General features: G+C 72.5%; 20 protein-coding genes. 11 read left to right on the forward strand and 9 right to left on the reverse strand.

Annotated elements, in window-relative coordinates; all coding sequences use genetic code 11:
• Positions 1-31 precede the first annotated feature (31 nt).
• Both OG811_RS02485 and OG811_RS02490 read right to left on the reverse strand, forming a co-directional pair.
• The gene (locus tag OG811_RS02485) at positions 32-868 is read right to left on the reverse strand and encodes a cytochrome c (protein ID WP_406071812.1); all 837 of its coding nucleotides are present in this window, start codon (positions 866-868) and stop codon (positions 32-34) included.
• A gap of 70 nt (positions 869-938) precedes the next feature.
• The gene (locus tag OG811_RS02490) at positions 939-1,541 is read right to left on the reverse strand and encodes a heme-copper oxidase subunit III (protein WP_406071813.1); all 603 of its coding nucleotides are present in this window, start codon (positions 1,539-1,541) and stop codon (positions 939-941) included.
• Positions 1,542-1,648: 107 nt separating this feature from the next.
• Between OG811_RS02490 and OG811_RS02495 the strand changes: the two genes are divergently transcribed.
• From OG811_RS02495 to trpD, 3 genes are all read left to right on the forward strand, one after another.
• The gene (locus tag OG811_RS02495) at positions 1,649-2,569 is read left to right on the forward strand and encodes a cytochrome c oxidase assembly protein (RefSeq protein WP_406071815.1); all 921 of its coding nucleotides are present in this window, start codon (positions 1,649-1,651) and stop codon (positions 2,567-2,569) included.
• A gap of 187 nt (positions 2,570-2,756) precedes the next feature.
• Complete coding sequence (locus OG811_RS02500) at positions 2,757-3,152, forward strand: hypothetical protein (RefSeq protein ID WP_145779657.1); 396 nt, start codon at positions 2,757-2,759, stop codon at positions 3,150-3,152.
• Positions 3,153-3,243: 91 nt separating this feature from the next.
• Positions 3,244-4,290, forward strand: a complete 1,047-nt coding sequence (gene trpD / locus OG811_RS02505) for an anthranilate phosphoribosyltransferase (protein WP_406071816.1) — start codon at positions 3,244-3,246, stop codon at positions 4,288-4,290.
• Positions 4,291-4,500: 210 nt separating this feature from the next.
• On the opposite strand, the gene OG811_RS02510 is transcribed toward trpD, so the two are convergent.
• On the reverse strand, positions 4,501-4,926 hold the full coding sequence (locus tag OG811_RS02510) for a cytochrome c oxidase subunit 4 (protein WP_406071818.1): 426 nt from the start codon (positions 4,924-4,926) through the stop codon (positions 4,501-4,503).
• 9 nt (positions 4,927-4,935) lie between these two features.
• Positions 4,936-5,907, reverse strand: a complete 972-nt coding sequence (coxB, locus tag OG811_RS02515) for a cytochrome c oxidase subunit II (protein ID WP_406071820.1) — start codon at positions 5,905-5,907, stop codon at positions 4,936-4,938.
• A gap of 171 nt (positions 5,908-6,078) precedes the next feature.
• Here coxB and OG811_RS02520 point away from each other — a divergent pair, with 171 nt between their 5' ends.
• Both OG811_RS02520 and OG811_RS02525 read left to right on the forward strand, forming a co-directional pair.
• Positions 6,079-7,230, forward strand: coding sequence for a cysteine desulfurase family protein (locus OG811_RS02520; protein ID WP_406071821.1), 1,152 nt, complete (start codon positions 6,079-6,081; stop codon positions 7,228-7,230).
• Positions 7,227-7,460, forward strand: a complete 234-nt coding sequence (locus tag OG811_RS02525) for a sulfurtransferase TusA family protein (protein WP_406071823.1) — start codon at positions 7,227-7,229, stop codon at positions 7,458-7,460. Before OG811_RS02520 ends, OG811_RS02525 begins: the two co-directional genes overlap by 4 nt.
• 119 nt (positions 7,461-7,579) lie before the next feature.
• Here OG811_RS02525 and OG811_RS02530 read toward each other — a convergent pair whose 3' ends face one another.
• The 3 genes from OG811_RS02530 to OG811_RS02540 all read right to left on the reverse strand — a co-directional run bounded on the left by OG811_RS02530 (position 7,580) and on the right by OG811_RS02540 (position 10,438).
• Entirely contained in the window at positions 7,580-8,560 is a 981-nt protein-coding gene (locus OG811_RS02530) for a carbohydrate kinase family protein (protein ID WP_406071824.1), read from the reverse strand.
• 187 nt (positions 8,561-8,747) lie between these two features.
• Entirely contained in the window at positions 8,748-9,116 is a 369-nt protein-coding gene (gene erpA, locus OG811_RS02535; RefSeq protein ID WP_357010816.1) for an iron-sulfur cluster insertion protein ErpA, read from the reverse strand.
• A 182-nt stretch (positions 9,117-9,298) separates the two neighbouring features.
• A complete protein-coding gene (locus tag OG811_RS02540) occupies positions 9,299-10,438 on the reverse strand; it encodes a glycerate kinase (protein WP_406075464.1) in 1,140 nt (379 codons plus the stop codon).
• 68 nt (positions 10,439-10,506) lie between these two features.
• On the opposite strand from OG811_RS02540, the gene nadA reads away from it, so the two are divergent.
• From nadA to OG811_RS02565, 5 genes are all read left to right on the forward strand, one after another.
• Entirely contained in the window at positions 10,507-11,709 is a 1,203-nt protein-coding gene (gene nadA / locus OG811_RS02545) for a quinolinate synthase NadA (RefSeq protein ID WP_406071826.1), read from the forward strand.
• A gap of 212 nt (positions 11,710-11,921) precedes the next feature.
• Positions 11,922-13,277, forward strand: a complete 1,356-nt coding sequence (murA, locus tag OG811_RS02550; RefSeq protein WP_406071828.1) for a UDP-N-acetylglucosamine 1-carboxyvinyltransferase — start codon at positions 11,922-11,924, stop codon at positions 13,275-13,277.
• 185 nt (positions 13,278-13,462) lie between these two features.
• The gene (locus tag OG811_RS02555; RefSeq protein WP_406071830.1) at positions 13,463-14,056 is read left to right on the forward strand and encodes a DUF3043 domain-containing protein; all 594 of its coding nucleotides are present in this window, start codon (positions 13,463-13,465) and stop codon (positions 14,054-14,056) included.
• A 585-nt stretch (positions 14,057-14,641) separates the two neighbouring features.
• The gene (locus OG811_RS02560; protein ID WP_406071831.1) at positions 14,642-19,123 is read left to right on the forward strand and encodes a WG repeat-containing protein; all 4,482 of its coding nucleotides are present in this window, start codon (positions 14,642-14,644) and stop codon (positions 19,121-19,123) included.
• A gap of 44 nt (positions 19,124-19,167) precedes the next feature.
• Complete coding sequence (locus OG811_RS02565) at positions 19,168-20,166, forward strand: aldo/keto reductase family protein (protein ID WP_406071833.1); 999 nt, start codon at positions 19,168-19,170, stop codon at positions 20,164-20,166.
• 221 nt (positions 20,167-20,387) lie between these two features.
• On the opposite strand, the gene OG811_RS02570 is transcribed toward OG811_RS02565, so the two are convergent.
• A complete protein-coding gene (locus tag OG811_RS02570; RefSeq protein ID WP_406071835.1) occupies positions 20,388-21,185 on the reverse strand; it encodes a site-2 protease family protein in 798 nt (265 codons plus the stop codon).
• The gene (locus tag OG811_RS02575; protein ID WP_406071837.1) at positions 21,185-21,385 is read right to left on the reverse strand and encodes a hypothetical protein; all 201 of its coding nucleotides are present in this window, start codon (positions 21,383-21,385) and stop codon (positions 21,185-21,187) included. Before OG811_RS02575 ends, OG811_RS02570 begins: the two co-directional genes overlap by 1 nt.
• Positions 21,386-21,525: 140 nt before the next feature.
• Here OG811_RS02575 and OG811_RS02580 point away from each other — a divergent pair, with 140 nt between their 5' ends.
• Entirely contained in the window at positions 21,526-23,586 is a 2,061-nt protein-coding gene (locus OG811_RS02580) for a protein kinase domain-containing protein (RefSeq protein ID WP_406071839.1), read from the forward strand.
• Positions 23,587-23,638: the final 52 nt, after the last annotated feature.

Raw genomic sequence — 23,638 nt, forward strand, 5'->3', positions numbered from 1 at the left:
ACCACAGCACTGAATCGGATGATCCGCTCGGTCACGACTTGCCCGCAATCCACAGGCTGGCGAAGACGAGCGCCACGATGCCAACCAGGAAGATCACCAGGCCCTCGGTGGACGGGCCGTACCGCCCGAGGCTGAACCCACCCGGGTCCTGGTCGTACTTCAGCGTCTCCTGGATGTAGGCGATGATGTCGGCCTTCTGCTCCGGCCGAAGCTGGTTGTCGCCGAACACCGGCATGTTCTGCGGGCCGCTCAGCATCGCCGCGTAGATCTGACGGTCGGTCGAGGGGTGCAGGCTCGGGGCGTACTTGCCCGAGGAGAGCGCACCGCCGCTACCACCGAACGCGTGGCACTGCGAGCAGTTGATCCGGAACAGCTCACCGCCGGCCGCGACGTTGCCGTCCCCGCGGAGCTCGTCGCCGTCGGGCACGACCGGGCCGCCGCCAAGCTCCTGGATGTACTGGGCGAGCTGACGGGTCTGCTCGTCGGTGAAGACCGTGGGCTTGCGGTGCGCCTGGGCCTCCTGGCGGGCCAGCGGCATCCGCCCGGAGCTGACCTGGAACTCGACCGAGGCCGCGCCGACGCCGATCAGGCTCGGCCCGCGGCCTTCGACACCCTGGGCGTTCCGGCCGTGACAGGTCACGCAGCTCACGTCGAACAGCGCCTTGCCCTCGGCGGCGGCGCCGGTGAGCTGCGGGTTGTCCTGTGCCTGGGCACCCGGGGCGAAGACGGTGTAGGCGCCGCCGGCGAGCATCAGCGCGGCGATCAGCCGGACCGCGGCGCCCAGCCGGCGGCGGCCCCTGCTGCGCGCGGCGGGCCGCTCGCGCAGCCGCGCGAACAGACCGCGTCGGCGGTCGTTGTCAGAAGTCATGAGCGGTGTCCTTAACCGGTTGGACCTGTCTCAGGGGACGGAGCAGCAGCGCGGAATGTGACGCGCAAGATCACTGGAGCCAGTAGATCATGGCGTACAGCCCGATCCACACCACGTCGACGAAGTGCCAGTAGTACGACACGACGATCGCCGAGGTCGCCTGCGCCGGAGTGAACCGGCCCATGGTCGTACGGACCATGAAGATGATGAAGGCGATCAGGCCGCCGGTCACGTGCAGGCCGTGGAAGCCGGTGGTCAGGTAGAACACCGACCCGTAACCGTCTCCGTTGATCTTGACGCCCTCGTGTACCACCAGCGTGCGGTACTCGTTCAGCTGCCCGAGCACGAAGATCAGGCCCATCACGAAGGTGATGGTGAACCAGCGCCGCAACGCGTGCACGTCACCCTTCTCCGCCGCGAAGACGCCAAGCTGGCAGGTCACCGAGGACAGCACCAGGATCACCGTGAAGGTGGTCGCGTACGGGATGTTAAGTATCTCGGTGTGCTTCTCCCACTGCTCCGGCGCAGCCGCGCGGATAGAGAAGTACATCGCGAACAACGCCGCGAAGAACATGAGTTCGCTGGAGAGCCACACGATCGTCCCGACGCTGACCATGTTCGGTCGGGTCAGAGAGTGGATCCGGCTCTTGTCAATGGCTGGGGCCGCAGTCACGCCGTCATTATTGCCCCTGACCGGGGCCGGCGATCAGCGGGGTGGCAAACCTGCGCCTTCCGTGGCCCGAGCGTCAGGGTCCGGTTCGCCTGGCCTAGCCTGGAAAGGTGCTGCACGTCGATCCGATCTTCGCCGCCACCTCGGCCCCTCCGCCGTTCACCGTCGGCGCGGTGCTGACCGAGACCCGGCTGGACAGCTGGCTGGCCCTCGGCCTGGTGCTCGCCGCCGGCCTGTACCTCTACGGGGTGCACCGTCTGCGTGTGCGGGGAGACCGGTGGCCGATCGCCCGTACCGTGTTCTTCCTCGGCCCCGGGCTGGGCGGCATCGCGCTGGTCACGGTCAGCGGGCTGCACGCGTACGACACGGCGCTGCTGTCCGTGCACATGATCCAGCACATGGTGCTGTCCATGGTGGCGCCGATCTTCCTGGCGCTGGGCGCGCCGATGACCCTGGCCCTGCGGACCCTGCCGGTCGGGCCGCGCAAGCGCCTGCTGGCGATCGTGCACAGCCGCGTCGCCCGGGTCTACAGCTTCCCGCTGGTGGCGTTCGCCATCTTCGTGGTCAACCCGTTCGTCCTGTACTTCAGCGACCTGTACCGCTTCACCCTCGAGCACGTCTGGGCACACGAGCTGGTGCACGCGCACTTCATCATGACCGGCTGCGTGTTCTTCTGGCCGCTGCTCGGCCTGGACCCGCTGCCCGGCCGCTGGCCGTACCCGGCGCGTGCGCTGCTGATGCTGCTCTCCGTGCCGTTCCACACCGTGCTCGGCCTCACCATCATGCAGAGCAGCACGCTCTTCGGCGGCGACTGGTACCCGTCGCTCAACCTCGGTTGGTCCGACCCCTGGGCGGACCAGGTGGTCGCCGGCGGCATCCTCTGGGCCGGCGGTGAGTTCGTCAGTGTGACCATGCTCGCGGTCCTGGTGGTCCAGTGGGTCAAGCAGTCCGAACGGGAGGCCCGCCGGGTCGACCGCGAGCTGGATCGCCAGGAGGCCCGCGAGCGCGCCGCCAACGCCGCAGGCGCCTGAGCTGCACGGACGGTACGCCCGACGGGCGGCGACGGGCGGGATGTCAGCTACGTCACGCCGACCGGTACGATCGGCGATCAGCTACGAGGTGGAAACGGAGTGCCGGCATGAGCGAGCGCAGCGAACGAATCATCAAGCTCAGTGCGATGGTGCCTCATGACGGCACGGAGCGAAGCGGAGTGCCGGCATGAGTGATCGTCTTTGCACCGTTCTGCTCTACAGTGACGACCCGCAGGTCCGTGATCGGATGCGGATGGCCGTCGGCACCCGGCCCGCGCCCGGGCTGCAGATCGAGTTCGTCGACGCGTCGACCTACGCGGAGACCATCCGCCTGGTCGACGACTACGAGATCGACCTGCTGCTGCTCGACGGTGAGGCGAGCCCGGGCGGCGGCATCGGCATCGCCCGGCAGATCAAGGACGACCGGGACGACGCTCCCCCGACCTGCCTGGTGATCGCCCGCGCCGCCGACCGATGGCTCGCCGCGTACGCCGAGGTCGACGCGACGCTGGTGCACCCGCTCGACCCGGTGACCACCGGAGGCACGGTCGCCGAGCTGCTGCGGACGCACGCACCCGCCTGACGTCCCCACGCTCTCCGGCACCAGCACGGCGCCGGATCTCCTCGGCGCCGGTTCCAGCCCACCCGCACTTCGCACGCTCGGGAGGCCCGCCATGGGCGATCGGACCTGGCCGCACCTGCTCAACTCGCTGCTGCGCGGCGAGGAGCTGTCTACCGCCGACACCGCCTGGGCGATGGGCGAGATCATGGCCGGCTCGGCGGGCGCCGCGCAGGTCGCGGGCTTCGCGGTGGCGCTGCGGGCCAAGGGTGAGACATCGGCCGAGCTGGCTGGGCTGGTGGAGACGATGTTGAGCCGGGCCGTCCCGGTCGACCTCCCCGACGAGCTGCGGTCCACCGCACTGGACGTGGTGGGCACCGGCGGTGACCTCGCCCACACGGTCAACATCTCCACCATGGCCGCCCTGGTGGTGGCGGGTGCCGGCGTCCGCGTCGTCAAGCACGGCAACCGGGCGGCATCGTCCTCCTGCGGCACGGCCGACCTGTTGGAGTTTCTCGGCGTCCCGCTCGACCTCGATCCGGACGCGATCGTCCGCTGCGTCACCGAGGCGGGCATCGGGTTCTGCTTCGCGGCCCGGTTCCACCCGGGGATGCGGCACACCGGGCCGGTCCGCCGGGAGTTGGGCGTGCCCACCGTCTTCAACTTCCTCGGTCCGCTGACCAACCCGGCCCGGCCCCGTGCCGGCGCCGTCGGCTGCTTCGACCCGCGGATGGCCCCGGTGATGGCTGGTGTGTTCGCCGCCCGCGGTGACTCCGTCCTGGTGATGCGCGGCGAGGACGGGCTGGACGAGTTCACCACGGCCGCACCGACCCGGATCTGGGTGGCCCAGGGCGGCACCGTACGCGAGACCGTGCTGGACGCGATGGACCTGGGAGTACCCCGGGCCACCCTCGCGGACCTGCGGGGCGCTGACGCCGCGTACAACGCGGGGGTGGCCCGTCGCCTGCTGGCTGGCGAGAAGGGCCCGGTCCGCGACGCGGTGCTGGTCAACGCTGCGGCGGCGCTGGCCACGCAGGGCCCGCTCGACGGCGACCTGACCGAGGCGCTACGCGCCGGCCTGGAGCGTGCGGCCGAGTCGATCGACTCCGGCGCGGCCGCCGGGACCCTCGACCGCTGGATCAAGACCGCCACCACCGCCTGACCCACCCGCGCCTGACGTCGGCGCGGGTCGCACGCGGGCGCCGGGCTGGTCAACTCGGAATTCTTGAATCTGCGGTGTCCGGAGGACGGGATGCCCCGACATCAATGATGTCGGGCCTGGTCGGCCCCCGCACACGACGAAGGCCCGCTCCCCCGGTGGGGGGTGCGGGCCTTCGAGGCGTACGAGTCGATCGTGAGGCGACCGGGCGGATCAGTGCTCGGCGGTACGCCGGGTGCCCGAGTAGTACTCGAACAGCAGCCCGCAGGCCGCGAAGATGACCGCCAACAGGCCGGCGCCGATCAGCCAGTACTGCCATAACGCCAGGCCGACCGCGGCAATCGCGGCGGCCATCGCCAGGCCGAACGGCCAGTAGCTGCCCGGGCTGAAGAAACCGACCTCGCCGGCACCGTCGGCGATCTCGGCGTCCGGACGATCCTCCGGGCGCAGGTCGATCCGGCGGGAGACGAACCAGAAGAAGCCACCGCACATCGAGCAGAGCAGGAAGGACAGCAGCAGGGCGATGGTACCCACCCACTCGATGCCGCCCGACTCACCGTTCGTCCAGACGCCGTAGAGGATGGCGGTACCGAAAAGGAACCCGGCGATGATCAGGAAGATACGCCACTCGGTCTTCATGCGGCTGCCTCAGCTTCCCGTGCGGTCCGGAACTTCGTCCGGGTTGAAGTTGTCCTGCGTCCGCCGGGTGTCGAACGGCTGCGTTTTCTCCGCGTACGGCTGCTCACCGATCTCGGCCAGCGCATCCTGGGTGGACTTGCCGCCCTGCTTGGCAGCCAGGAACCTGTCGTACTTCTCCGGCGAGACCACCCGCAGCTCAAAGTTCATGAACGCGTGGTAGCTGCCGCACAGCTCGGCGCAGCGCCCGACGAAGGCACCCTCGACGTCCAGGCTGGAGACCTCGAACACGTTGCGGATCTTGCCCGGCATGACGTCCCGCTTGAACAGCAGCTCCGGCACCCAGAACGAGTGGATGACGTCGCGGCTGGTCTCCTCGAACCGGATGGACCGGTTGGTCGGCAGCACCAGCACCGGGATGACCTCGCTGGTGCCCAGCGTCGACGCGGTGGTGCGGGCCTCCGTGCCCTGGCCGTCGCGGTAGTTGAACTGCCAGTTCCACTTGAAGGCGACGACCTCGACCGTGACGTCCGGGTTCTTGGACAACTTGTCGACGTCGGTCTGCACGACCGCCGTGTAGTAGAAGAGCACGGAGACGATCAGGATCGGCGCGATGGTGTAGAGGAACTCCATCGGCATGTTGTAGCGAGTCTGCACCGGCAGCGCGTTGCCACGCTTGCGGTAGCGCACCACGCACCAGAAGATCAGGCCCCACACCAAGATGCCGACCGCGAGCGCGGCGACACAGGAGGCGATCCACAGGTCGTACATCCGCCGGGACTCGGCCGAGATGCCGCCCTGCGGCCAGCCGAAGCCGTCGAACGCCGCACCGACGTCACAGCCTGTGAGCAGGACCAGCAGCGCCACGCCACCGAGACCGAGCCCGGCCAACCGACCAGCACCACGCCCCCGGCGTCCACCGACCCCTCGGGAAGCGCTGTGCCGTACGGCCGACGGCCGTACCTCCGAACTCCTTGCGACCACCTGGTCCTGCCTCCCTAGCGCGCCGCGGTGCGTCTTTCGTCAGCACCGGCGGCAAAGGCGTCACCGACGGTCGCAGATTACTCGACCATGACGGACTCGACCGTGGTGGGGTCGCTGTCCACCCCCCATTGGGGGGAACCTGGCCATACCTCCGCGATAACGTAGGGCACCGTGAGCGCATCCCCGGTCTACCTGGACGCGGCGACCGCCGCGCCGATGCACCCGGTCGCGCGGCAGGCGCTGCTGGCCGCGTTCGACGATGGCTGGGCCGACCCGGGCAAGCTCTACACCCAGGCTCGCCGGGCACGGCAACTGCTCGACGCCGCCCGCGAGGCCACCGCGCTGACGCTCGGCGTCCGCGCCGACGAGGTGTCCTTCACCCCCAGCGGTACGACCGCAGCCCACGGGGCGGTGCTCGGGGGTCTGGCGGGGCGGCGCCGGGTCGGGTCGACGCTGGTGCACTCGGCGATCGAGCACTCGGCGGTGCTGCACGCCGCGGAGCGGCACGTCGCCGCGGGCGGAGCCGCCACTGCGGTGCCGGTCGACCGGTTGGGCCGACTGGACCTGACCGCCTGGTCGGCCGCCGTTCAGGCCCCCGGAGTCGCGCTGGCCGCACTGATCACCGCCAGTCACGAGGTGGGCACCGTGCAACCGGTCGCCGAGGCGGCGGCCACCTGCGCCGACGTGGGCGTGCCGCTCTACGTGGACGCCGCACAGTCGGTCGGGCGGGTGCCCCTGCCGGCCGGCTGGTCGGTGCTCACCGCGAGCGCCCACAAGTGGGGCGGTCCACCCGGGGTGGGCGTGCTGGCGGTCCGTAAGGGGACCCGCTGGGAGTCACCCTGGCCGGCCGACGAGCGGGAGGGTGGGCGTACCCCCGGGGTGGTGAACCTGCCCGCGGTGGTGGCGGCGGCGGCGAGCCTGCGGGCGGCGGCGGCCGACGCGGCGGCCGAGGCGACCCGGCTGGACCCGCTGGTGGACCGGATCCGGGTGCGGGTCGCGGCGGAGGTCCCCGACGTGGAGGTGGTCGGCGACCCGGTGCTCCGGCTTCCCCACCTGGTCACCTTCTCGTGCCTGTACGTCGATGGCGAGGCGCTGCTGCACGCACTGGACCGGCGGGGCTTCGCCGTGTCCTCCGGCTCGTCCTGCACCTCGTCCACGCTGCGCCCGTCGCACGTGCTGGAGGCGATGGGGGTGCTCTCGCACGGCAACGTGCGGGTCAGCCTGCATCGGGAGACGACCGAGGCGGACGTCGAGCGGTTCCTCACCGAACTGCCCGGGATCGTCGCCGAGTTGCGCGCCGAGGCCGGGGTGGTGGGGCTGTGACAGTGCCGGACGAGGTCATCGACTGCCGGGGGCAGCGCTGCCCGCTGCCCGTGATCGCGGCGGCCCGGCGGTTGCCGCAGGTGCCGGTCGGCACGGTGGTGCGGGTGCTGGCCGACGACCCGGCGGCAGCGGTCGACATTCCCGCCTGGTGCCGGATGCGCGGCCACGAGTTCCTCGGCTCCGTCAACGGCCCCGAAGGCCCCGCCTACGACGTCCGCCGCTCGCACTGACCCCACCCACCCACCCACCCACCCACCCCGGCGATCTTGCGGTTTCTGCCCCGACAAACGCGCGCAAAAGCCGCAGATCGGCGACACAAAGTGCAAGATCGCCGAGGAGGGGTGGGGGACTACGACGGGAGGAGGTGCGGGCGGATCTCGTCTGCTGCGGTGTCTCCGTAGGACTCGGCGAGGCGCTTGACGAACAGGTCGTGGCGGACGTCGTACTCCTGGGTCCCGACGGTTTCCAGGACCAGCGTGGCGAGCAGCGAGCCGACCTGGGCGGCCCGCTCCAGACCGAGGCCCCAGGACAGCGCGGTGAAGAAGCCGGCCCGGAAGCCGTCACCCACGCCGGTCGGGTCGACCGCGCGAATCTCCCGGGCGATCGGCACGTGGATCGGGTCGATGCCCCGCCCGGCGATCTCCACGCCGTGCTTGCCCAGCGTGGTGACCCGCACCTTGACCAGGTCGAGCAGCTGGTCATCGCTCAGCTGCGCCTTGCTCTGCAGCAACGACTTCTCGTAGTCATTGGTCATCAGGAACTCGGCGCCCTCGATCAGCGCCACCACGTCCTCGCCCGGCATCCGCGCGAGCTGCTGGGAGGGGTCGGCGGCGAACGCGTACCCGCGGGTGCGGCACTCGGCCGAGTGGCGCAGCATCGCCTCCGGGTCGTTGGCGCTGACCAGCACCAGGTCCAGGCCGCCGAGCCGGTCGGCGACCGGGGCCAGCTCGATGTTGCGCGCCTCGCTCATCGCGCCGGCGTAGAACGAGGCGATCTGGCACATGTCGGTGTCGGTGGTGCAGACGAACCGGGCCGTGTGCGCCACCTCGCTGATGTGCACCGAGTCGCAGTCCACGCCGTGGCGCTCCAGCCAGGAGCGGTAGTCGGCGAAGTCCGCCCCGACCGCGCCGAGCAGCACCGGGCGCAGCCCGAGCTGCCCCATGCCGAAGGAGATGTTCGCCGCCACGCCGCCGCGGCGGAGCACCAGGTCATCTACCAGGAAGGAGAGGGACACCTTGTGCAGCTGATCGGCGATGAGCTGGTCGGCGAAGCGACCGGGGAAACTCATCAGGTGATCGGTGGCGATCGAGCCAGTGACGGCGATCTTCATGTCAACCCTCGGGGTCGGAGGCAGGGCGCGGTCAGCCTACCGGCCCGGCAACCCGATGGTGTCCGGTCGGTCGGACAACGGCAACCGGCCGTAACCGGCGACCCGGGACCGCTCCCACCGGCACCTCGACACGACGGCGGGGCCGCCCCGAAGGACGGCCCCGCCTCGTGCTGGTGTGTGGCGCGACTCAGTTGAACGAGTCACCGCAGGCGCAGGAGTTGCCCGCGTTGGGGTTGTCGATGGTGAAGCCCTGTGCGTCGATCCGGTCGGCGAAGTCGATCGTCGCACCGGACAGGTAGGGGGCGCTCATCCGGTCGACGACGACCCCGACACCGTCGAAGTCGGTGACGACGTCACCGTCGAGCGAACGCTCGTCGAAGAAGAGCTGGTACCGCAGGCCGGAGCAGCCGCCCGGCTGCACCGCGACGCGGAGCCGCAGGTCGTCGCGGCCCTCCTGCTCGATCAGGGCCTTGACCTTCTGCGCCGCGACGTCGGTGAGGACGACGGAAGTAGGGGCCTGGGCCTCGGTCGACTCGGTCTGCGCTGGCGTGGTCACGTGGAAGTCTCCCTGCGCGGTTTGGGTCCGGACGCACTGGCCAACGCCGCGCGCCGTCCAGTGATTCCCGATTGTGTTCCTCCGCCGATCGTACGCCGCCCCGGCCGGGCTCACCCGCGTGCCGTGACCCCCGCCGCAGGTCGGCCCGGTCGCGGCACGGACCAGCCGGGCTGTCGACGTGCTCAACGGCTCCACTGCCGGGCCAGTCGGGCGCCCAGCTCGCGCAAACCCTCCGCGGGCCGACTCAACGCGGCGTCCAGCCCGCCGGCCTCCTCCCCGCCGAAGTGCTCGACCAGGCTGTACGCGTCGGTCACCCCCGCCGAGGCGGCCTCCCGCCGGCCGGTGCTGACCTGGCCGGCCACCACCACGCAGGGCACCCCCCGGTCGCGGGCGGCGCCGGCCACCCCGGCGACCACCTTGCCGCGCAACGACTGGTGGTCGAACGACCCCTCACCGGTGATCACCAGGTCGGCGGTGTCCAGTGCGGCGTCCAGCCGGGTGGCCCGGGTGACCAGGCCGATGCCCGACTCGCAGCCGCCACCGAGCGCGAGGATGGCCGCGCCGAGGCCGCCGGCCGCACCGCCGCCGGGCAGCGCGCCGAGCCCCGCCGGGCAGCCGGGCAGGTCCCGCTCCAGCACCGCTGCGAAGCGTTCCAGCGCGGCGTCGAGCAGCAGCACGTCGGCCCGGTCGGCGCCCTTCTGCGGGCCGAACACGTTGCTCGCGCCGTGCAGGCCGAGCAGCGGGTTGTCCACGTCGGTGGCGGCGACCAGCCGGGCACCACGCAGCCGGGGTGCGCCGTCCACCGCGGCGACCGCGGCCAGCGCGGCCCCGCCGTACGGCAGCGCGGCGCCGGCGGTGTCGAGCGGGGTCACGCCCAGCGCGGCGAGCATTCCGGCTCCGGCGTCGTTGGTGCCGGAGCCGCCCAGCCCGATCACCACGGTCCGGGCACCGCTCTCCACAGCGGCGGCCACCAACAGGCCCAGCCCGTACGAGGTGGTGGTCTTCGGGTCGCGTTCGGCGGTGGAAAGCAGGTGCAGGCCGCACGCCTGCGCGCTCTCCAGATAGGCGGTCGCGCCGTCGGCGGTGAGCAGGATCTCACCGGCCGCCGGCCGGCCCAGCGGGTCGACCGTCGACACCGGCACCCGCCGGCCGCCGAGGGCTTCGGCGAGCACCTCCACGAAGCCCGGTCCACCGTCGGCGAGCGGCCGGATCAGCAGGTCGTCGTCATCGGCGACGCTGCGCCAGCCGGCGGCCACCGCAGCGGCCACCTCCGGTGCGGGCAGGGTGCCGGCGAACTTGTCCGGGCAGAGCAGCACGCGCATGCCGAGCAGTGTGGCAGCCCACACCGAGGGAAGCTGCGTCGCGCTCGCGCTGTGGGACGATGGGCTACGTGACTTCGACCTGGGTGGAACCCTCCAACACGGCGACGGCTCTGCTGCTGCTCGGCCGGGGCAGTGACCCCGACACCGAGCGTGGCGTCGAGTGTCCGGGCGACCTGCCGGCGCCCAGCGATCCGGATCTGGTGGCCCGCGCCACGGCCGCGAAGGCGAAGCTGGGCAGCAAGGTCTTCGTGCTGGGGCACCACTACCAGCGCGACGAGGTCATCCAGTTCGCCGACGTGACCGGTGACTCGTTCAAGCTGGCCCGGGAGGCCGCGGCCCGTCCGGACGCGGAGTACATCGTCTTCTGCGGTGTGCACTTCATGGCCGAGAGCGCCGACATCCTCACCACCGACGCCCAGCGGGTGATCCTGCCCGACCTCGCGGCGGGCTGCTCGATGGCGGACATGGCGGTCCTGGGCCAGGTCGAGGCCGCGTGGGACACCCTGACCGAGCTGGGCATCGCCGGTGCGACCGTGCCGGTGACATACATGAACTCCTCGGCCGACATCAAGGGCTTCGTCGGCCGCAACGGCGGCGTGGTCTGCACCTCGTCCAACGCCAAGCGCGCCCTGGACTGGGCGTTCGAGCAGGGGTCGAAGGTGCTCTTCCTGCCCGATCAGCACCTGGGCCGCAACACGGCCGTGCTGGAGATGGGCCTGTCGCTGGACGACTGCGTGCTCTACGACCCGCACAAGCCCGGTGGCGGGCTCACACCGGAACAGCTGCGCGACGCCAAGATGATCCTCTGGCGGGGGCACTGCTCGGTGCACGGCCGGTTCACGCTGGACAGCGTCAACGACGTACGCGAGCGGGTGCCCGGGGTCAACGTCCTGGTCCACCCGGAGTGCCGGCACGAGGTCGTCACCGCTGCCGACTACGTTGGCTCCACCGAATACATCATCAAGACGATCGAGGCGGCTCCCGCCGGCTCGGCGTGGGCGCTCGGCACCGAGCTGAACCTGGTCCGCCGGCTCGCGCTGGCCCACCCGGACAAGCAGATCACGTTCTTGGACAAGGCCGTCTGCTACTGCTCGACGATGAACCGGATCGATCTACCGCACCTGGTCTGGGCTCTTGAGGAGCTGGTCGCGGGCCGGGTCGTCAACCAGATCACGGTGGACGCCGACACCGCGCACCACGCCCGGGTAGCGCTGGACCAGATGCTCGCTCTGCCCGGCGCGGACACCCCGCCGCCGGCGGCGGCGTCCTGATCACGATCTGTAGCGCTCTTGGTACGTAAAAGTGCCGGATCACCGATTAATGCCACACAAGCCGATGTGACCGAGTCCTTTTTCGTCACCGAGGACTATGCTGCCGGAGCGACGACACACGCGGGCCGTTTCGATATGGCCGCATCCGGGGTAGCGAGAAGGTTCAGGCACCCCACCATCAACACGGCAGCACCGACGCGCTGGAGGTTGCGTTGACCGACGACGTCCTGGTCGTGCACGGAGGCACTCCGCTCGAAGGGCGGATCCGCGTGCGCGGCGCGAAGAACCTGGTATCGAAGGCGATGGTCGCCGCGTTACTCGGCGACAGCCCGAGCCGGCTGTTCGACGTGCCGAAGATCCGCGACGTCGAGGTGGTCCGGGGTCTACTCGGACTGCACGGCGTCAAGGTCACCGACGGCGGCGAGGACGGCGAGCTCGTCTTCGACCCGGCGAACGTGGAGAGCGCCAGCACCGACCAGATCAACGTGCACGCCGGCTCCAGCCGGATCCCGATCCTGTTCTGCGGCCCGCTGCTGCACCGGCTCGGGCGCGCGTTCATCCCGGACCTGGGCGGCTGCCACATCGGCCCCCGCCCGATCGACTTCCACCTCCAGGCGCTGCGGGAGTTCGGCGCCACGGTCGAAAAGCGGCCCGAGGGTCTGCACCTGTCCGCGCCGAACGGCCTGCACGGGACCAAGTTCGCCCTGCCGTACCCGAGCGTCGGCGCCACCGAGCAGGTGCTGCTGACCGCGGTGATGGCCGAGGGCGTCACCGAACTGCGCAACGCCGCGGTGGAGCCGGAGATCATCGACCTGATCTGCATCCTGCAGAAGATGGGCGCGATCATCAAGGTCCACACCGACCGGGTGATCGAGATCCAGGGCGTGCCGAAGCTGCACGGCTACACCCACCGGCCGATCCCGGACCGGATCGAGGCGGCGAGCTGGGCCGCCGCCGCGCTGGCCACCCGCGGTCACGTCGAGGTGCTCGGCGCGCAGCAGGCCGACATGATGACCTTCCTGAACATCTTCCGCTCGGTCGGCGGCGAGTACGAGGTCACCGACGCGCGCGCGCCGAAGCTGGGCGACCCGGGCCAGGAGGGCGGCATCCGCTTCTGGCACCCGGGCGGCGAGTTGAACGCCGTGGCGCTGGAGACCGACGTGCACCCGGGCTTCATGACCGACTGGCAGCAGCCGCTGGTCGTGGCGCTCACCCAGGCCCGCGGGCTGTCGATCGTCCACGAGACGGTCTACGAGCAGCGCCTGGGCTACACGGAGGCGCTGAACTCGATGGGCGCCAACATTCAGGTCTACCGGGACTGCCTCGGCGGCACCCCCTGCCGCTTCGGCCGGCGCAATTTCAAGCACTCGGCGGTGATCGCCGGGCCGAGCAAGCTGCACGCCGCGGACCTGGTCATCCCGGACCTGCGGGCCGGTTTCAGCCACCTGATCGCGGCGCTCGCGGCCGAGGGCACCTCCCGGGTGTACGGCGTCGACCTGATCAACCGGGGCTACGAGGACTTCGAGGCGAAGCTCGCCGACCTGGGCGCGCACGCCGAGCGTCCGTAACCTCGATCACCCTTCGTTCGCTACGACAACTCCAGTTCGGCTGGCGGCCATAATTCGGCCTCCGCGCCGGCAGGCGGCGCTCCGGACCGAATGAAGGCCGGTCTGACGCCGCGCTGCGACCTGGAGCCGTCGGCCCGGTGCACCGCGATGTGCACCGGGCGCGAACCGTTGGCTACCCTTGCCGCGTGCCCTCGCTCTTTCGCCGCAAGTCCACTGACCTCGTCGACGAGGCTGTCACCTCCGTGACCCCCGAGGAGACCGCCGAGCGTTCCCGGGGCTACACCCCGGCCAAGGGTCGGGAGACGCCGAAGCGGCCCGCCGCCGGTCGCCGCCCGGCCGGCCCCAGCCGCCCCCTCACCAAGGAGGAGGAGCGGGAACGTCGCCGCCAACTGCGCGCCGAGGCCGCGTCGGAGTTCCGCCGCGAGGGCGGCCCCCGCGACCGTGGCCCGGAGCGGCTGCTGGCCCGCAACGTGGTCGACTCCCGGCGTACCGTCGGCACCTGGTTCTTCGGCGGCGCGCTGATCGTGCTGATCGGGTCGAACGCGGCCATGCCGCCGCTGGTTCGGTTGATCTCCAACGTGCTCTGGGGCGCACTGGCGCTGGGCGTGGTCATCGACTCGGTGCTGATCTGCCGCAAGATCAGCAAGCTGGTCCGGGAGCGCTTCCCGAAGTCCGACCAACGGATGGGCTCGCTCTTCCTCTACGCGGTCATGCGGTCGATCACCTTCCGGCGGATGCGCGCTCCGGCCCCTCAGGTCAAGCTCGGCGCGAAGGTCTGACCCGACTCGGCGCGAGCGTCCCCCACGCACCGGCCACGAACCGCACAACATCAGGGAAACTGCTGCCTCCGGCGTGCTGGAGGCCGCAGTTTCCCCGGAGTTGTGCGGTTCGTGCTTGAGGCAGGCCGAACGGCGGACAAGCACGTCGGGAAGCACGGCGGCGATCCCGCCCGGGTCGAGTCGTCGCCGGCTGCGGCATCGTCGGAGACGAGATTCGGTTATCGGGCCAAATGTCCGAAACCAATGGGATAACGTTTGCGCCGGTGGGCGGAGCCACAGTGGCGGTGAGCGAGCCCACGCCGTTACCCTCCATCCGCAGCCACGGCCTGCCGGAGCAGCAACCTGACCGGCACCCGAGGCCCAAGCGCGACAATTTGCAACGAGGTGACAACGCGTGAGCGAGCGGACGCGAGCCGGCCACCGGAGCGTGGCAGGCGGCGACCGGACGCCCGGCAGTCACCCAGCTGTGGCTACGGCTGGCTCACCTCCGGCGACAATCGACCGCGCGGCCGGGTGTGGCGACGGGCTCGGCGGATGAACGGCCGCTACACCGACCGGTGGCCAGACCCGAACGAACCATCCTGGGTGGCCGAACCGACCTCTGAGTGGCACCCCCAGTTCCCCGGCCAGCGCTATCCCGGCGACATCGGCATGCCCCACCAACCGCCACCGCGCGGCCGGGCGACGGTGACCGGCCGAGCCGAGGTGCCGTCGCTCGCGCCCACGCGCTCGGACGGCACCTACCTCGGCCGGTCCTGGGCCGACGAACCGCCGGCAGAACCAGCACCCCACAGTCGGTCCTGGGCGGACGACGAGCCGGGCGAAGCACCCACCTACGGCCGGCCGCGGGGCGACGAGCGCTCGGCCGACGCGTCCGCCTACGGCCGGCCCGACAGTGCCGACTCCCGCCCCTACGACCACGAGCCGTACCGGCGGCCACTACCCGAGCCGCCCCGCCGCGACGATCGCCGCTCCCCCGAGTCGGACCGGCGTACCGCCTGGTCCGACCGACGCCCCGCCGACGACCGGGGACCTGCGCGGGAGGCCGCCTGGCACCGGGACCAGCCCGCCACCGAGCGGTACGACAGCCGTCGCCCACGGCAGGAGCCCACCGAGCGGGATCGGGGTTACCTCGGCACGCCGCCGGTCTCCCCCGCGCCCCGATCCGACGCCGGCTGGATGCCGGAGCCGGACGATGCGTCGCACCGGCGCGGCGCCCAGGAGCGACCGGCAGCCGGTTACGAGCGGCACCCCGGCGACGGATACGGCCCACGACCCACCCGGGACCACGACGGCCGGACGGCCGACGACCGGACCGCCGACGGGGCCGACCAGTGGGCGCCCGTGGACGGCCGCACGCGGTATCGCGCCGACGGGTACCCGGACCGGACCGCCGACGACGCCCCGCGCCCGGAGCGGCGCTACCGCGCGGACGAGGGGGCCGGCGCAGCACAGCCACCCAATGGTGGACGTCGGCGACGACCCGAGCCGGAGATGCCCGAACAGCCCCGCCGCGACGACGATCGACGTCGGCCCGACACCGACCCGCACTGGCAGCAGCCCCGTGAGGCCGCGGCCCGCGCCGAGGCGTACCCGGACCGGCGCCCCCACGAGGAGGCCCGACCGGACACCTACCGCGCAGACGGTCCTCGCGAGAACGGGTACCGCGAGCCTCGGCCGCAGCCCGGTCAGCGGCCGGACGGCAACCTGCCCTGGCCGCCACCGGGTCCGGTGCGCCAGGACCGCACCCGGGAGCCGGGCCACCGCACCGCGGACCCACATCGCATCCCGGACCCACAGCGCACCGCCGACCCACACCGCACCGTGGACCCGTACCGCAGCGCCGAGCCGGGCATCCCGTCGCGGCCGGCCGCCCAGTCCGAGCGGCCGGCGGTCGCTCCGGCCCGCTACGACGAGCGACCGGCGGCCAACCCGTCCCGGTACGACGAGCGACCGGTGCGCCCGGCCGCGACGGCTCCGCCGGCACCGGCCACGTCAGGCCATGCCAAACCGGTCTCCCCGGAGCGACCGGTGTCGCCGGCGCCCGTCTCCCCCGCTGCGCCCGGCCGGGACCGACCGGTGTCGGCCACCCCGGTCTCCCCTGCCTTCGACGTGCCCGTTTCGGGTCCACCTGCCGCACGCCTGCGGCTGGAGTACCTGCCCGCGCCGGTGGACCCGCCGATCTCCAACGAGCGGTCGGATGCCCCCCTGTCGCCTGGGCACCGGACGTCCGCCGGCCCGGCACCGGCGGCCGGGGCACACCCCACCGCACCGCCGCGTTACCCCGGTCCGGACACCGGAAGCCGCCCGGTGGACCAGCGGCGCGGCGAGGAGCCGAGCCCGGACCGCCGCGGGGGCGGCGACCCGCGGGGCACCACCACGCCGACCGAACGCAGCCCGGTCTCGCCGCAGCGCCCGCAGTCCTCGGAGCGGCCGGCCCAGACGGCGGACACACGCCCGTCGGTCGCGCCGCCGCCCACCTGGCAGGTACCGGACCCGCCGGCGCCCCGCCCCGCCCCGGCGGCCTCGACCGCTGCGGGCCCGGCCCCTACGGCCCCAGCCCTGGGGGCCCAGCAGCCCCCGGTCGAGGACATCGAACTGGCGCTCCCGCTGGCCCCTGGTACACCGCGCCGCTACGTACCCCCGCCGCCCTCGGAAGGCCCGGTGGCACCCGTTCGCGAGCCGGACGGGATACCGAGTACCCGCGGGCCGGGCGCGTGGTTCAGCCCCGGTCAGCCGGCCGATTCCGACCAGGACGAGCCAGCGTCGCCCCGGCAGTCGTCCGACCAGGCCGAGCCGCCGTCGGACCGGCAGTCGTCCGACTCGGCCGACGATGAGCCGACAGCCGGCGACACCGAGCTCTTCACCGCTCCGGCCGCAGTGGACTGGGAGCCGTCGACACCGACCGCCGACGTCCGTCGCGATGTGGCCGACGAGCCCGCAGGCGGCTCCACACCGACTGACGCCCCCGAGCCGGTGTCCGCGCCACCCGCACGCCCGACCTCCGGCGCCCCACCCAGTTGGGCGGACGACCTGGTCGACGCTGCACAGCCAGACGACGCCCCGCCAGCTGTCGGGCCGGCATCGGTGGAGGAAAACCGGCCCGTCTCCGGCACACCTCCCATGGCGATGCCGCACCACCAGGCCGAAACCGTCGCCGAGGTCGACCACCGGGTCAGCGCCGGTCCCATGGAAGACACCGATCCGGTCGAGCACGACCCGACGGACGAGCCCGTCCCGTACGACGGATCGTCGGACGCCGCGAGCGGTCCGAGCACCGCAGGGCCGATGGACGGTTCGCGGGTCGACGACTGGTCGGTCGCCGCCGCGCTGCCAGCCCCACCCGTCACGTCCCACGACGACACCGACGACGCGAGCCATCCGGTCTCGGCAGCACCCGTAGCGGCCCCTCCGGTCTCCGCTCCCCCCGCACCGCCGGTCTCGGCACCGCCCGTAGCGCCCATCTCCGCGCCGCCGGTGCCCGCGCCGCCGGCCTCCGCGGCACCCGTCTCCGCGCCGCCCGCGCCGGCATGGCCCGTGTCCGCGCCACCCGCCGCAGCACCAGTCTCCGCACCACCGACCTCACCAGCACCCATGTCGGCAGCGCCCGTGTCCGCGCCGCCCGTGTCCGCGCCGCCCGCGTCGGCGGTGCCGACGTCCGGGCCACCTGCCTCAGCCGTTCCCGGTCCCAGGACCGGCTCGGGCGGGGAGAACGTGCCGGTGTCCGCACCACCCGGCGACGCTCCGCCGGTGGTGACCCGCCCTTCGCTGGCCGACCAGGGGGATCCGGAGCAGGTCCTCGCGGCGTACCGCTGGCGGTTGGACCCGGTCACCCTGCGCGAGGAGCTGACGGAGCCGGACGACCTGCGGGCCATTCGGCGGCGACTGACCGCAAAGCTGGGCTCGGCGATCGACAACCGCGCCCGGGCCCGGCTGCTCAGCCTGCGGGCGGTGGCCTCGCGGATCCTCGGCGACCTGGATGACGCGCTGGCCGACGGTCGGCTCGCCCTCACCTACGCCGAGGCGACCGGCGAGCTGCGCCGGACCGCGCTGGCCCAGGCCCGGCTGGCCCACGTCCTGCGCTGGCGCGGCGACTTCGCCGAGGCCGACCAGCTCTTCGCCCAGGCCAACTCGGTCGAGCTGCCCGACCGGTTACGGGCCGCACTACACGAGCACACCGGTCGGTCGTGTTACGACCAGGGACGACTCATGGAGGCCTGCCAGCACTTCGAGCAGGCGCTCGACCTGCGCGGTGCCGCCGACGCCGAGCTGCTGGACCGGATCCGGGTGGCCCTCGACGCGGTCACCGCCCGGGCCACGGCGGACGGCTTCGGGCCGTACCGCCGGGGTCGCGACGAGGTGCTCGAGCGCGACCGACCCCCGCTGCCGGACCGGGACGGGCCGCTGTGGGGTTACACCGGCCCGGGCGGCGAGCTGGTCATCCCCGCCCGCTACGCCGAGGCGCAGCCGTTCCACGACGGGTTGGCCTGGGTCCGCCGGCCGGACACCGACCGGTGGTCGCTGATCAACCTGCTCGGTACGACGGTGATCCCGCCGACCTACCGGGCGGCGCGCCCCTTCAGCGACGGCCTGGCCTGGGTGGTCGGCGAAGATGGTTGGACGGCGATCGACGCGACCGGCGCGGTGCAGGTCGCACCCAACTTCGCTGACGTACGACCGTTCCGCCGCGGGTTGGCCGCAGTTCGGCGCGAGGGGTGGGGGGCGGTCGACCGGACCGGCCGGATCGTCGTGCCCACCCGCTACCACGGGTTCGTCACGGAGTTGGCCGACGGCCAGCAGATCGACGGTTTCACCGACGAAGGGCTCGCCGTGGTCGACGTGGCCGGTCGTCGCGGCGTGCTGGACCGCACCGGCGCGGTGCTGGTCCCGCCGACACATCCGATGCTGGTCATCCACCCGGTTGCGTTCCTGGTCGGCAGCGGTACCGGGCGGTGGGGCGCGTTGGACCGGCGCGGCGAGCCACTGATCGACCCTGTGCACCGCGATCGCGCCGAGGTGCTGGCCGAGATCGACCGGCTACTCACCGACGCCAACCCGGTGCTCTGAGCGGCCGGTCGACGGTGGTGATCCACCGGAGTTAGGGTCGGTGCATGGAATTCCGACACCTGGGCCGTTCCGGCCTGATGGTCAGCGAGATCTCGTACGGCAACTGGATCACCCACGGTTCGCAGGTCGAGGAGGACGCCGCGTTCGCCTGCGTCCGGGCCGCTCTCGACGCGGGGATCACCACCTTCGACACCGCCGACGTGTACGCCGGCACCCGGGCCGAGGACGTGCTCGGCCGGGCATTGCAGAACGAGCGCCGCGAAGGGCTGGAAATCTTCACCAAGGTCTACTGGCCGACCGGGCCGGGCCGCAACGACCGTGGTCTGTCCCGCAAGCACATCATGGAGTCGATCAACGGCTCGCTGCGCCGGCTGCGCACCGACTACGTGGACCTCTACCAGGCCCACCGCTACGACAACAGCACCCCGCTGGAAGAGACGATGGAGGCATTCGCCGACGTCGTCCACGCCGGCAAGGCGCACTACATCGGCGTCTCCGAGTGGACCGCTTCGCAGCTGCGCGCCGCCCACGCGCTCGCTCGGGAGCTGCACATCCCGCTGGTCTCCAGCCAGCCGCAGTATTCGCTGCTCTGGCGGGTCATCGAGGCCGAGGTCGTGCCGGCCAGCAAGGAGCTGGGCATCGGGCAGATCGTCTGGTCGCCGATGGCGCAGGGCGTGCTCTCCGGCAAGTACCTGCCGGGGCAGCCGCCGCCGGCCGGCTCCCGCGCCACCGACGAGAAGTCGGGTGCGGGCTTCATCTCCCGGTTCATGAACGACGACGTGCTCACGCGGGTCCAGCAGCTCAAGCCCCTCGCCGAGCAGGCCGGGCTCAGCATGGCCCAGCTCGCCGTGGCGTGGGTGTTGCAGAACCCGAACGTCTCGTCGGCGATCATCGGCGCGTCCCGCCCGGAGCAGGTGCACGACAACGTGAAAGCGGCCGGGGTGAAGCTCGACGCCGAGCTGCTCAAGGCGATCGACGAGATCGTCGAGCCGGTCACCGAGCGGGACCCGGCAAAGACCGAGTCCCCGGCCCAACGCCCGTAACACCCAGCCCCGCCGCCCCGCCCCCTGTCCCCGCCCCGCCGCCGCCCCGCCCCCGTCCCCGCCGCCGCCCCGCCGCCCCGGCCCCGTCGATCTAGGGCATATCGCTGCTGACGGAGATCAACACGCAGCGATATGCCCTAGATCGACGGGGGCGGGGGGACGGGGGCAGGGGGCGGGGGGACGGGGGGCGGGGGGCGGGGGGCGGGGCAGGGTGGGGTGGGTCAGCTCTTCCAGAAGCGGATCAGGTCGAGGCCGGTGGCGTAGAGCCACGAGGGCAGACCGAGCAGGTCACCGACCGCGAAGACCCCGTCGAAGAACCAGCCACCGACGCGCGGGTTCCACAGCAGGGCGAAGAGCAGCAGGAAACCATACGGGGCGAACAGGTCGTACATCTTGCGCCACTGCGGGTTGAGCCACGGCTGGATCATGTTGCCGCCGTCCAGGCCGGGCACCGGCAGCAGGTTCAGCACGCTCGCGGTGAGTTGCAGGAAGCCCAGCAGCGCCACCCCGGCCCAGAACTCCACCGGGCCACCCGACTGGGTGCCGATCCGCACCGCCGCCACCAACACCAGCGCGAACAACACGTTGGTCGCCGGGCCGGCGAGGCTGACCAGGGTGTGCCGCAGTCGGCCCGGGATGGAGTGCCGGTCCACCCAGACCGCGCCGCCGGGCAGGCCGATGCCGCCGAGCAGCACCACCACCACCGGCAGCACGATCGACAGCAGCGGGTGGGTGTACTTCAACGGGTTGAGCGTCAGGTAACCGCGGTGGGCGATGTCCCGGTCGCCGGCCCGGTAGGCCACCACCGCGTGGGCGTACTCGTGCAGGCAGAGCGACACCAGCCAGCCGGACACCACGAAGAGGAACACGTTGAACCGGGCGCTGCCGTAACCGTTCCAGGCCAGCACCCCGCTGACCGCGAAGAGGGCGACCAGGCCGAGGAAGACCGGGCTGGGCCGGAACGCCGCCTTGGGTACGCCGAGGACCAGCCCGTCGGCGCCCGGCCGGTCGTAAGCCATCACTCGGCCGTGGGCAGCAAGCTCATCCGGTACTCCACCCGGTCGTCCTCCACCAGCGCGACGGAGGTGATGCCGGACGCCGCGAGCTCCCGCCAGGATTGACCGATCCAGGATTCGGCGTCGGCCTGGCTGCCGAACGACTCCGCAGGTCCCTCGACCGCCTGGCCGTCCGTGCCCTCGTACCGCCAGCTCCACACCATGCCGCGTCTCCCCTCGCCGCTGAAGTCCCCGTGGGACGAACCCTCGCCAGCGTAGTCGGCCCGGCGCGCAACGGCCGCCGCTCGCCCCGGCGGGACCCACGGTGGATCAACCCGTTGGCGCCAGCCGGTACGGTGGCTCGGTGCTGACTCGGGGAGTACTGCTCGGCGACCGCTATCGGCTGGGCGAGAGGGTGGCGACGGGCGGGATGGGTGCGGTCTGGCGTGGCACGGACGTGCTGCTGGAACGCGAGGTCGCCGTAAAGGTGCTGCTGCCGTCGCTGGTCGCCGACCCCGAGTTCACCGCCCGGTTCCGGGCCGAGGCACGGATGCTGGCCGCGTTACGGCATCCCGGCGTGGTCCCGGTGCACGACGTGGGGCAGGCCGCGCTCGCCGACGGCAGCCAGGTCGACTACCTGGTGATGGAGTACGTCGAGGGCGAGCCGTTGTCCGCCCGGGTGCGCGCGGCGGGGAGGCTGGACCCGGCCACCGCCATGTCGGTGCTGGCCCAGGCCGCGGACGCGCTGCACACCGCCCACCTCGCCGGCATCGTGCACCGGGACGTGAAGCCGGGCAACCTGCTGGTCAAGGCGGATGACAGAGTGGTGCTGGTCGACTTCGGCATCGCCCGGTCCCGCAGCATGGCCGGGCTCACCGCCGCGAACATGGTGCTCGGCACCGCGTCGTACATGTCTCCCGAGCAGGCCACCGGGCAGCCGGTGTCGGCCGCCACCGACGTGTACGCGCTCGGCGCGGTGGCGTATTTCTGTCTCGCCGGTCAGCCGCCCTTCCACGGCGACAACCCCCTTGCGGTGGCGCTGCGGCACGCCCAGGAGGAGCCGGTGCCACTGCCACCGGACACTCCACCGGCGATCGCCGCCGTGGTCGCCCGCGCGCTGGCCAAGCGTCCGGCGGACCGGTTCGGCAGTGCCGCTGAGCTGGCCGCTGCCGCCGCCGATGCCCGCGACTCGACCCTGGCGAGCATCCCGGTCTCCGCCCGCCCACCATGGGCGATGACCGCCCCCACCCCGGCCGCCTCGGCCTCCACTCCACCCGTCGTCCCGACTGCCGCGCCACCGGCCGGGTCGGTGCCGGCCGGGTCGGGGGCCGCGGGGCCGGGGGCAGCGGGGCCGGGGGCAGCAGGGCCGGGGGCAGCAGGGCCGGGGACCGCAGGGCCGGTGGCCGCAGGGCCGGTGGCCGCAGGGCCGGTGGCCGCAGGGCCGGTGGCCGCAGGGCCGGTGGCCGCAGGGCCGGTGGCCGCAGGGCCGGTGGCCGCAGGGCCGGTGGCCGCAGGGCCGGTGGCCGCAGGGCCGGTGGCCGCAGGGCCTGGGGCCGCAGGGCCTGGGGCCGCAGGGCCTGGGGCCGCAGGGCCTGGGGCCGCAGGGCCCGCCGGCGCCGTGGGCGCACCGGAGCGCTCCGCGGCCGCACCGGAGCGCTCCGCGGCCGCACCGACGACCGAGCCGGAACGGACCCGGGAGGACGGGCTGGCGACAGGGCGAGCGGGACGACGCTGGCCACTGCTGGTCGGGGCCGGCGCGATCGTCCTCGTCGCGCTGGTCGTCGCGGTGGCCGTGGCGGCAATGCCGACCGGCCCTGATCCCGGTGCGGCGGACCGGCCGCCCGCACTGGCCGGCGAGTCGGCCGCAGCCCCCGACGCGCCGCTGCCAATTGGGGACGCGACCACCACCGGACCCCGGCCGAGTGGCACGCCGGGCGCCACCCACACGGCGAGCGCCGACCCGACCGGTTCCCCCGCCACCGCAACGACCAGCGGCGGACCGGGCCGCACCGCAGCACCGGGCAGCACGCCCACCGGTACGGCCAGCGGCCGACCGCCGTCCAGCGGCAGCCCGTCGAGCCGGCCCAACCCGTACACGGCGGCGCAGGCGTGCGGCAGCGGCTACCAGGTGATCGACTCGGCGACGCTGACCGGTGGTGACGGCCACCGCAAGGGCCGGGTCTTCCTGCTGTACCACTCGGGCACCGGCAACAACTGCGTGGTCACCCTCAAGGACACCGCGGTCGGCACGAGGTCGGCGGCGTCGGCGTACCTGGAGGTGCAGGGGCGGGCCCGCAGCACCGACAGCGGGTCCTTCGACTACTACGCCGGGCCGGTGCGGGCCAGCGCCGCCGGGACGTGCGTGAAATGGGGCGGTGGAACCGGCGGGGTCAGTTACGGCAGCGGATTCGAACACTGCGGCTGAACGATGACGAGCACCGGGCCGGCAGGCACCGCAACCCCGGGCGGCCTTAAGG

This window comes from Micromonospora sp. NBC_01638, assembly GCF_045209745.1.
In the GTDB taxonomy this organism is placed as follows: domain Bacteria; phylum Actinomycetota; class Actinomycetes; order Mycobacteriales; family Micromonosporaceae; genus Micromonospora.

Coding starts and splice junctions, on each gene's coding strand:
- OG811_RS02565 (WP_406071833.1), top strand. CDS start 19,168: ATGGAATTCCGACACCTGGGCCGTTCCGGCCTGATGGTCAGCGAGATC.
- OG811_RS02510 (WP_406071818.1), bottom strand. CDS start 4,926: ATGAAGACCGAGTGGCGTATCTTCCTGATCATCGCCGGGTTCCTTTTC.
- OG811_RS02540 (WP_406075464.1), bottom strand. CDS start 10,438: ATGCGCGTGCTGCTCTGCCCGGACAAGTTCGCCGGCACCCTGCCCGCA.
- trpD (WP_406071816.1), top strand. CDS start 3,244: ATGGGCGATCGGACCTGGCCGCACCTGCTCAACTCGCTGCTGCGCGGC.
- OG811_RS02500 (WP_145779657.1), top strand. CDS start 2,757: ATGAGTGATCGTCTTTGCACCGTTCTGCTCTACAGTGACGACCCGCAG.
- OG811_RS02575 (WP_406071837.1), bottom strand. CDS start 21,385: ATGGTGTGGAGCTGGCGGTACGAGGGCACGGACGGCCAGGCGGTCGAG.
- OG811_RS02570 (WP_406071835.1), bottom strand. CDS start 21,185: ATGGCTTACGACCGGCCGGGCGCCGACGGGCTGGTCCTCGGCGTACCC.
- OG811_RS02485 (WP_406071812.1), bottom strand. CDS start 868: ATGACTTCTGACAACGACCGCCGACGCGGTCTGTTCGCGCGGCTGCGC.
- OG811_RS02530 (WP_406071824.1), bottom strand. CDS start 8,560: ATGAAGATCGCCGTCACTGGCTCGATCGCCACCGATCACCTGATGAGT.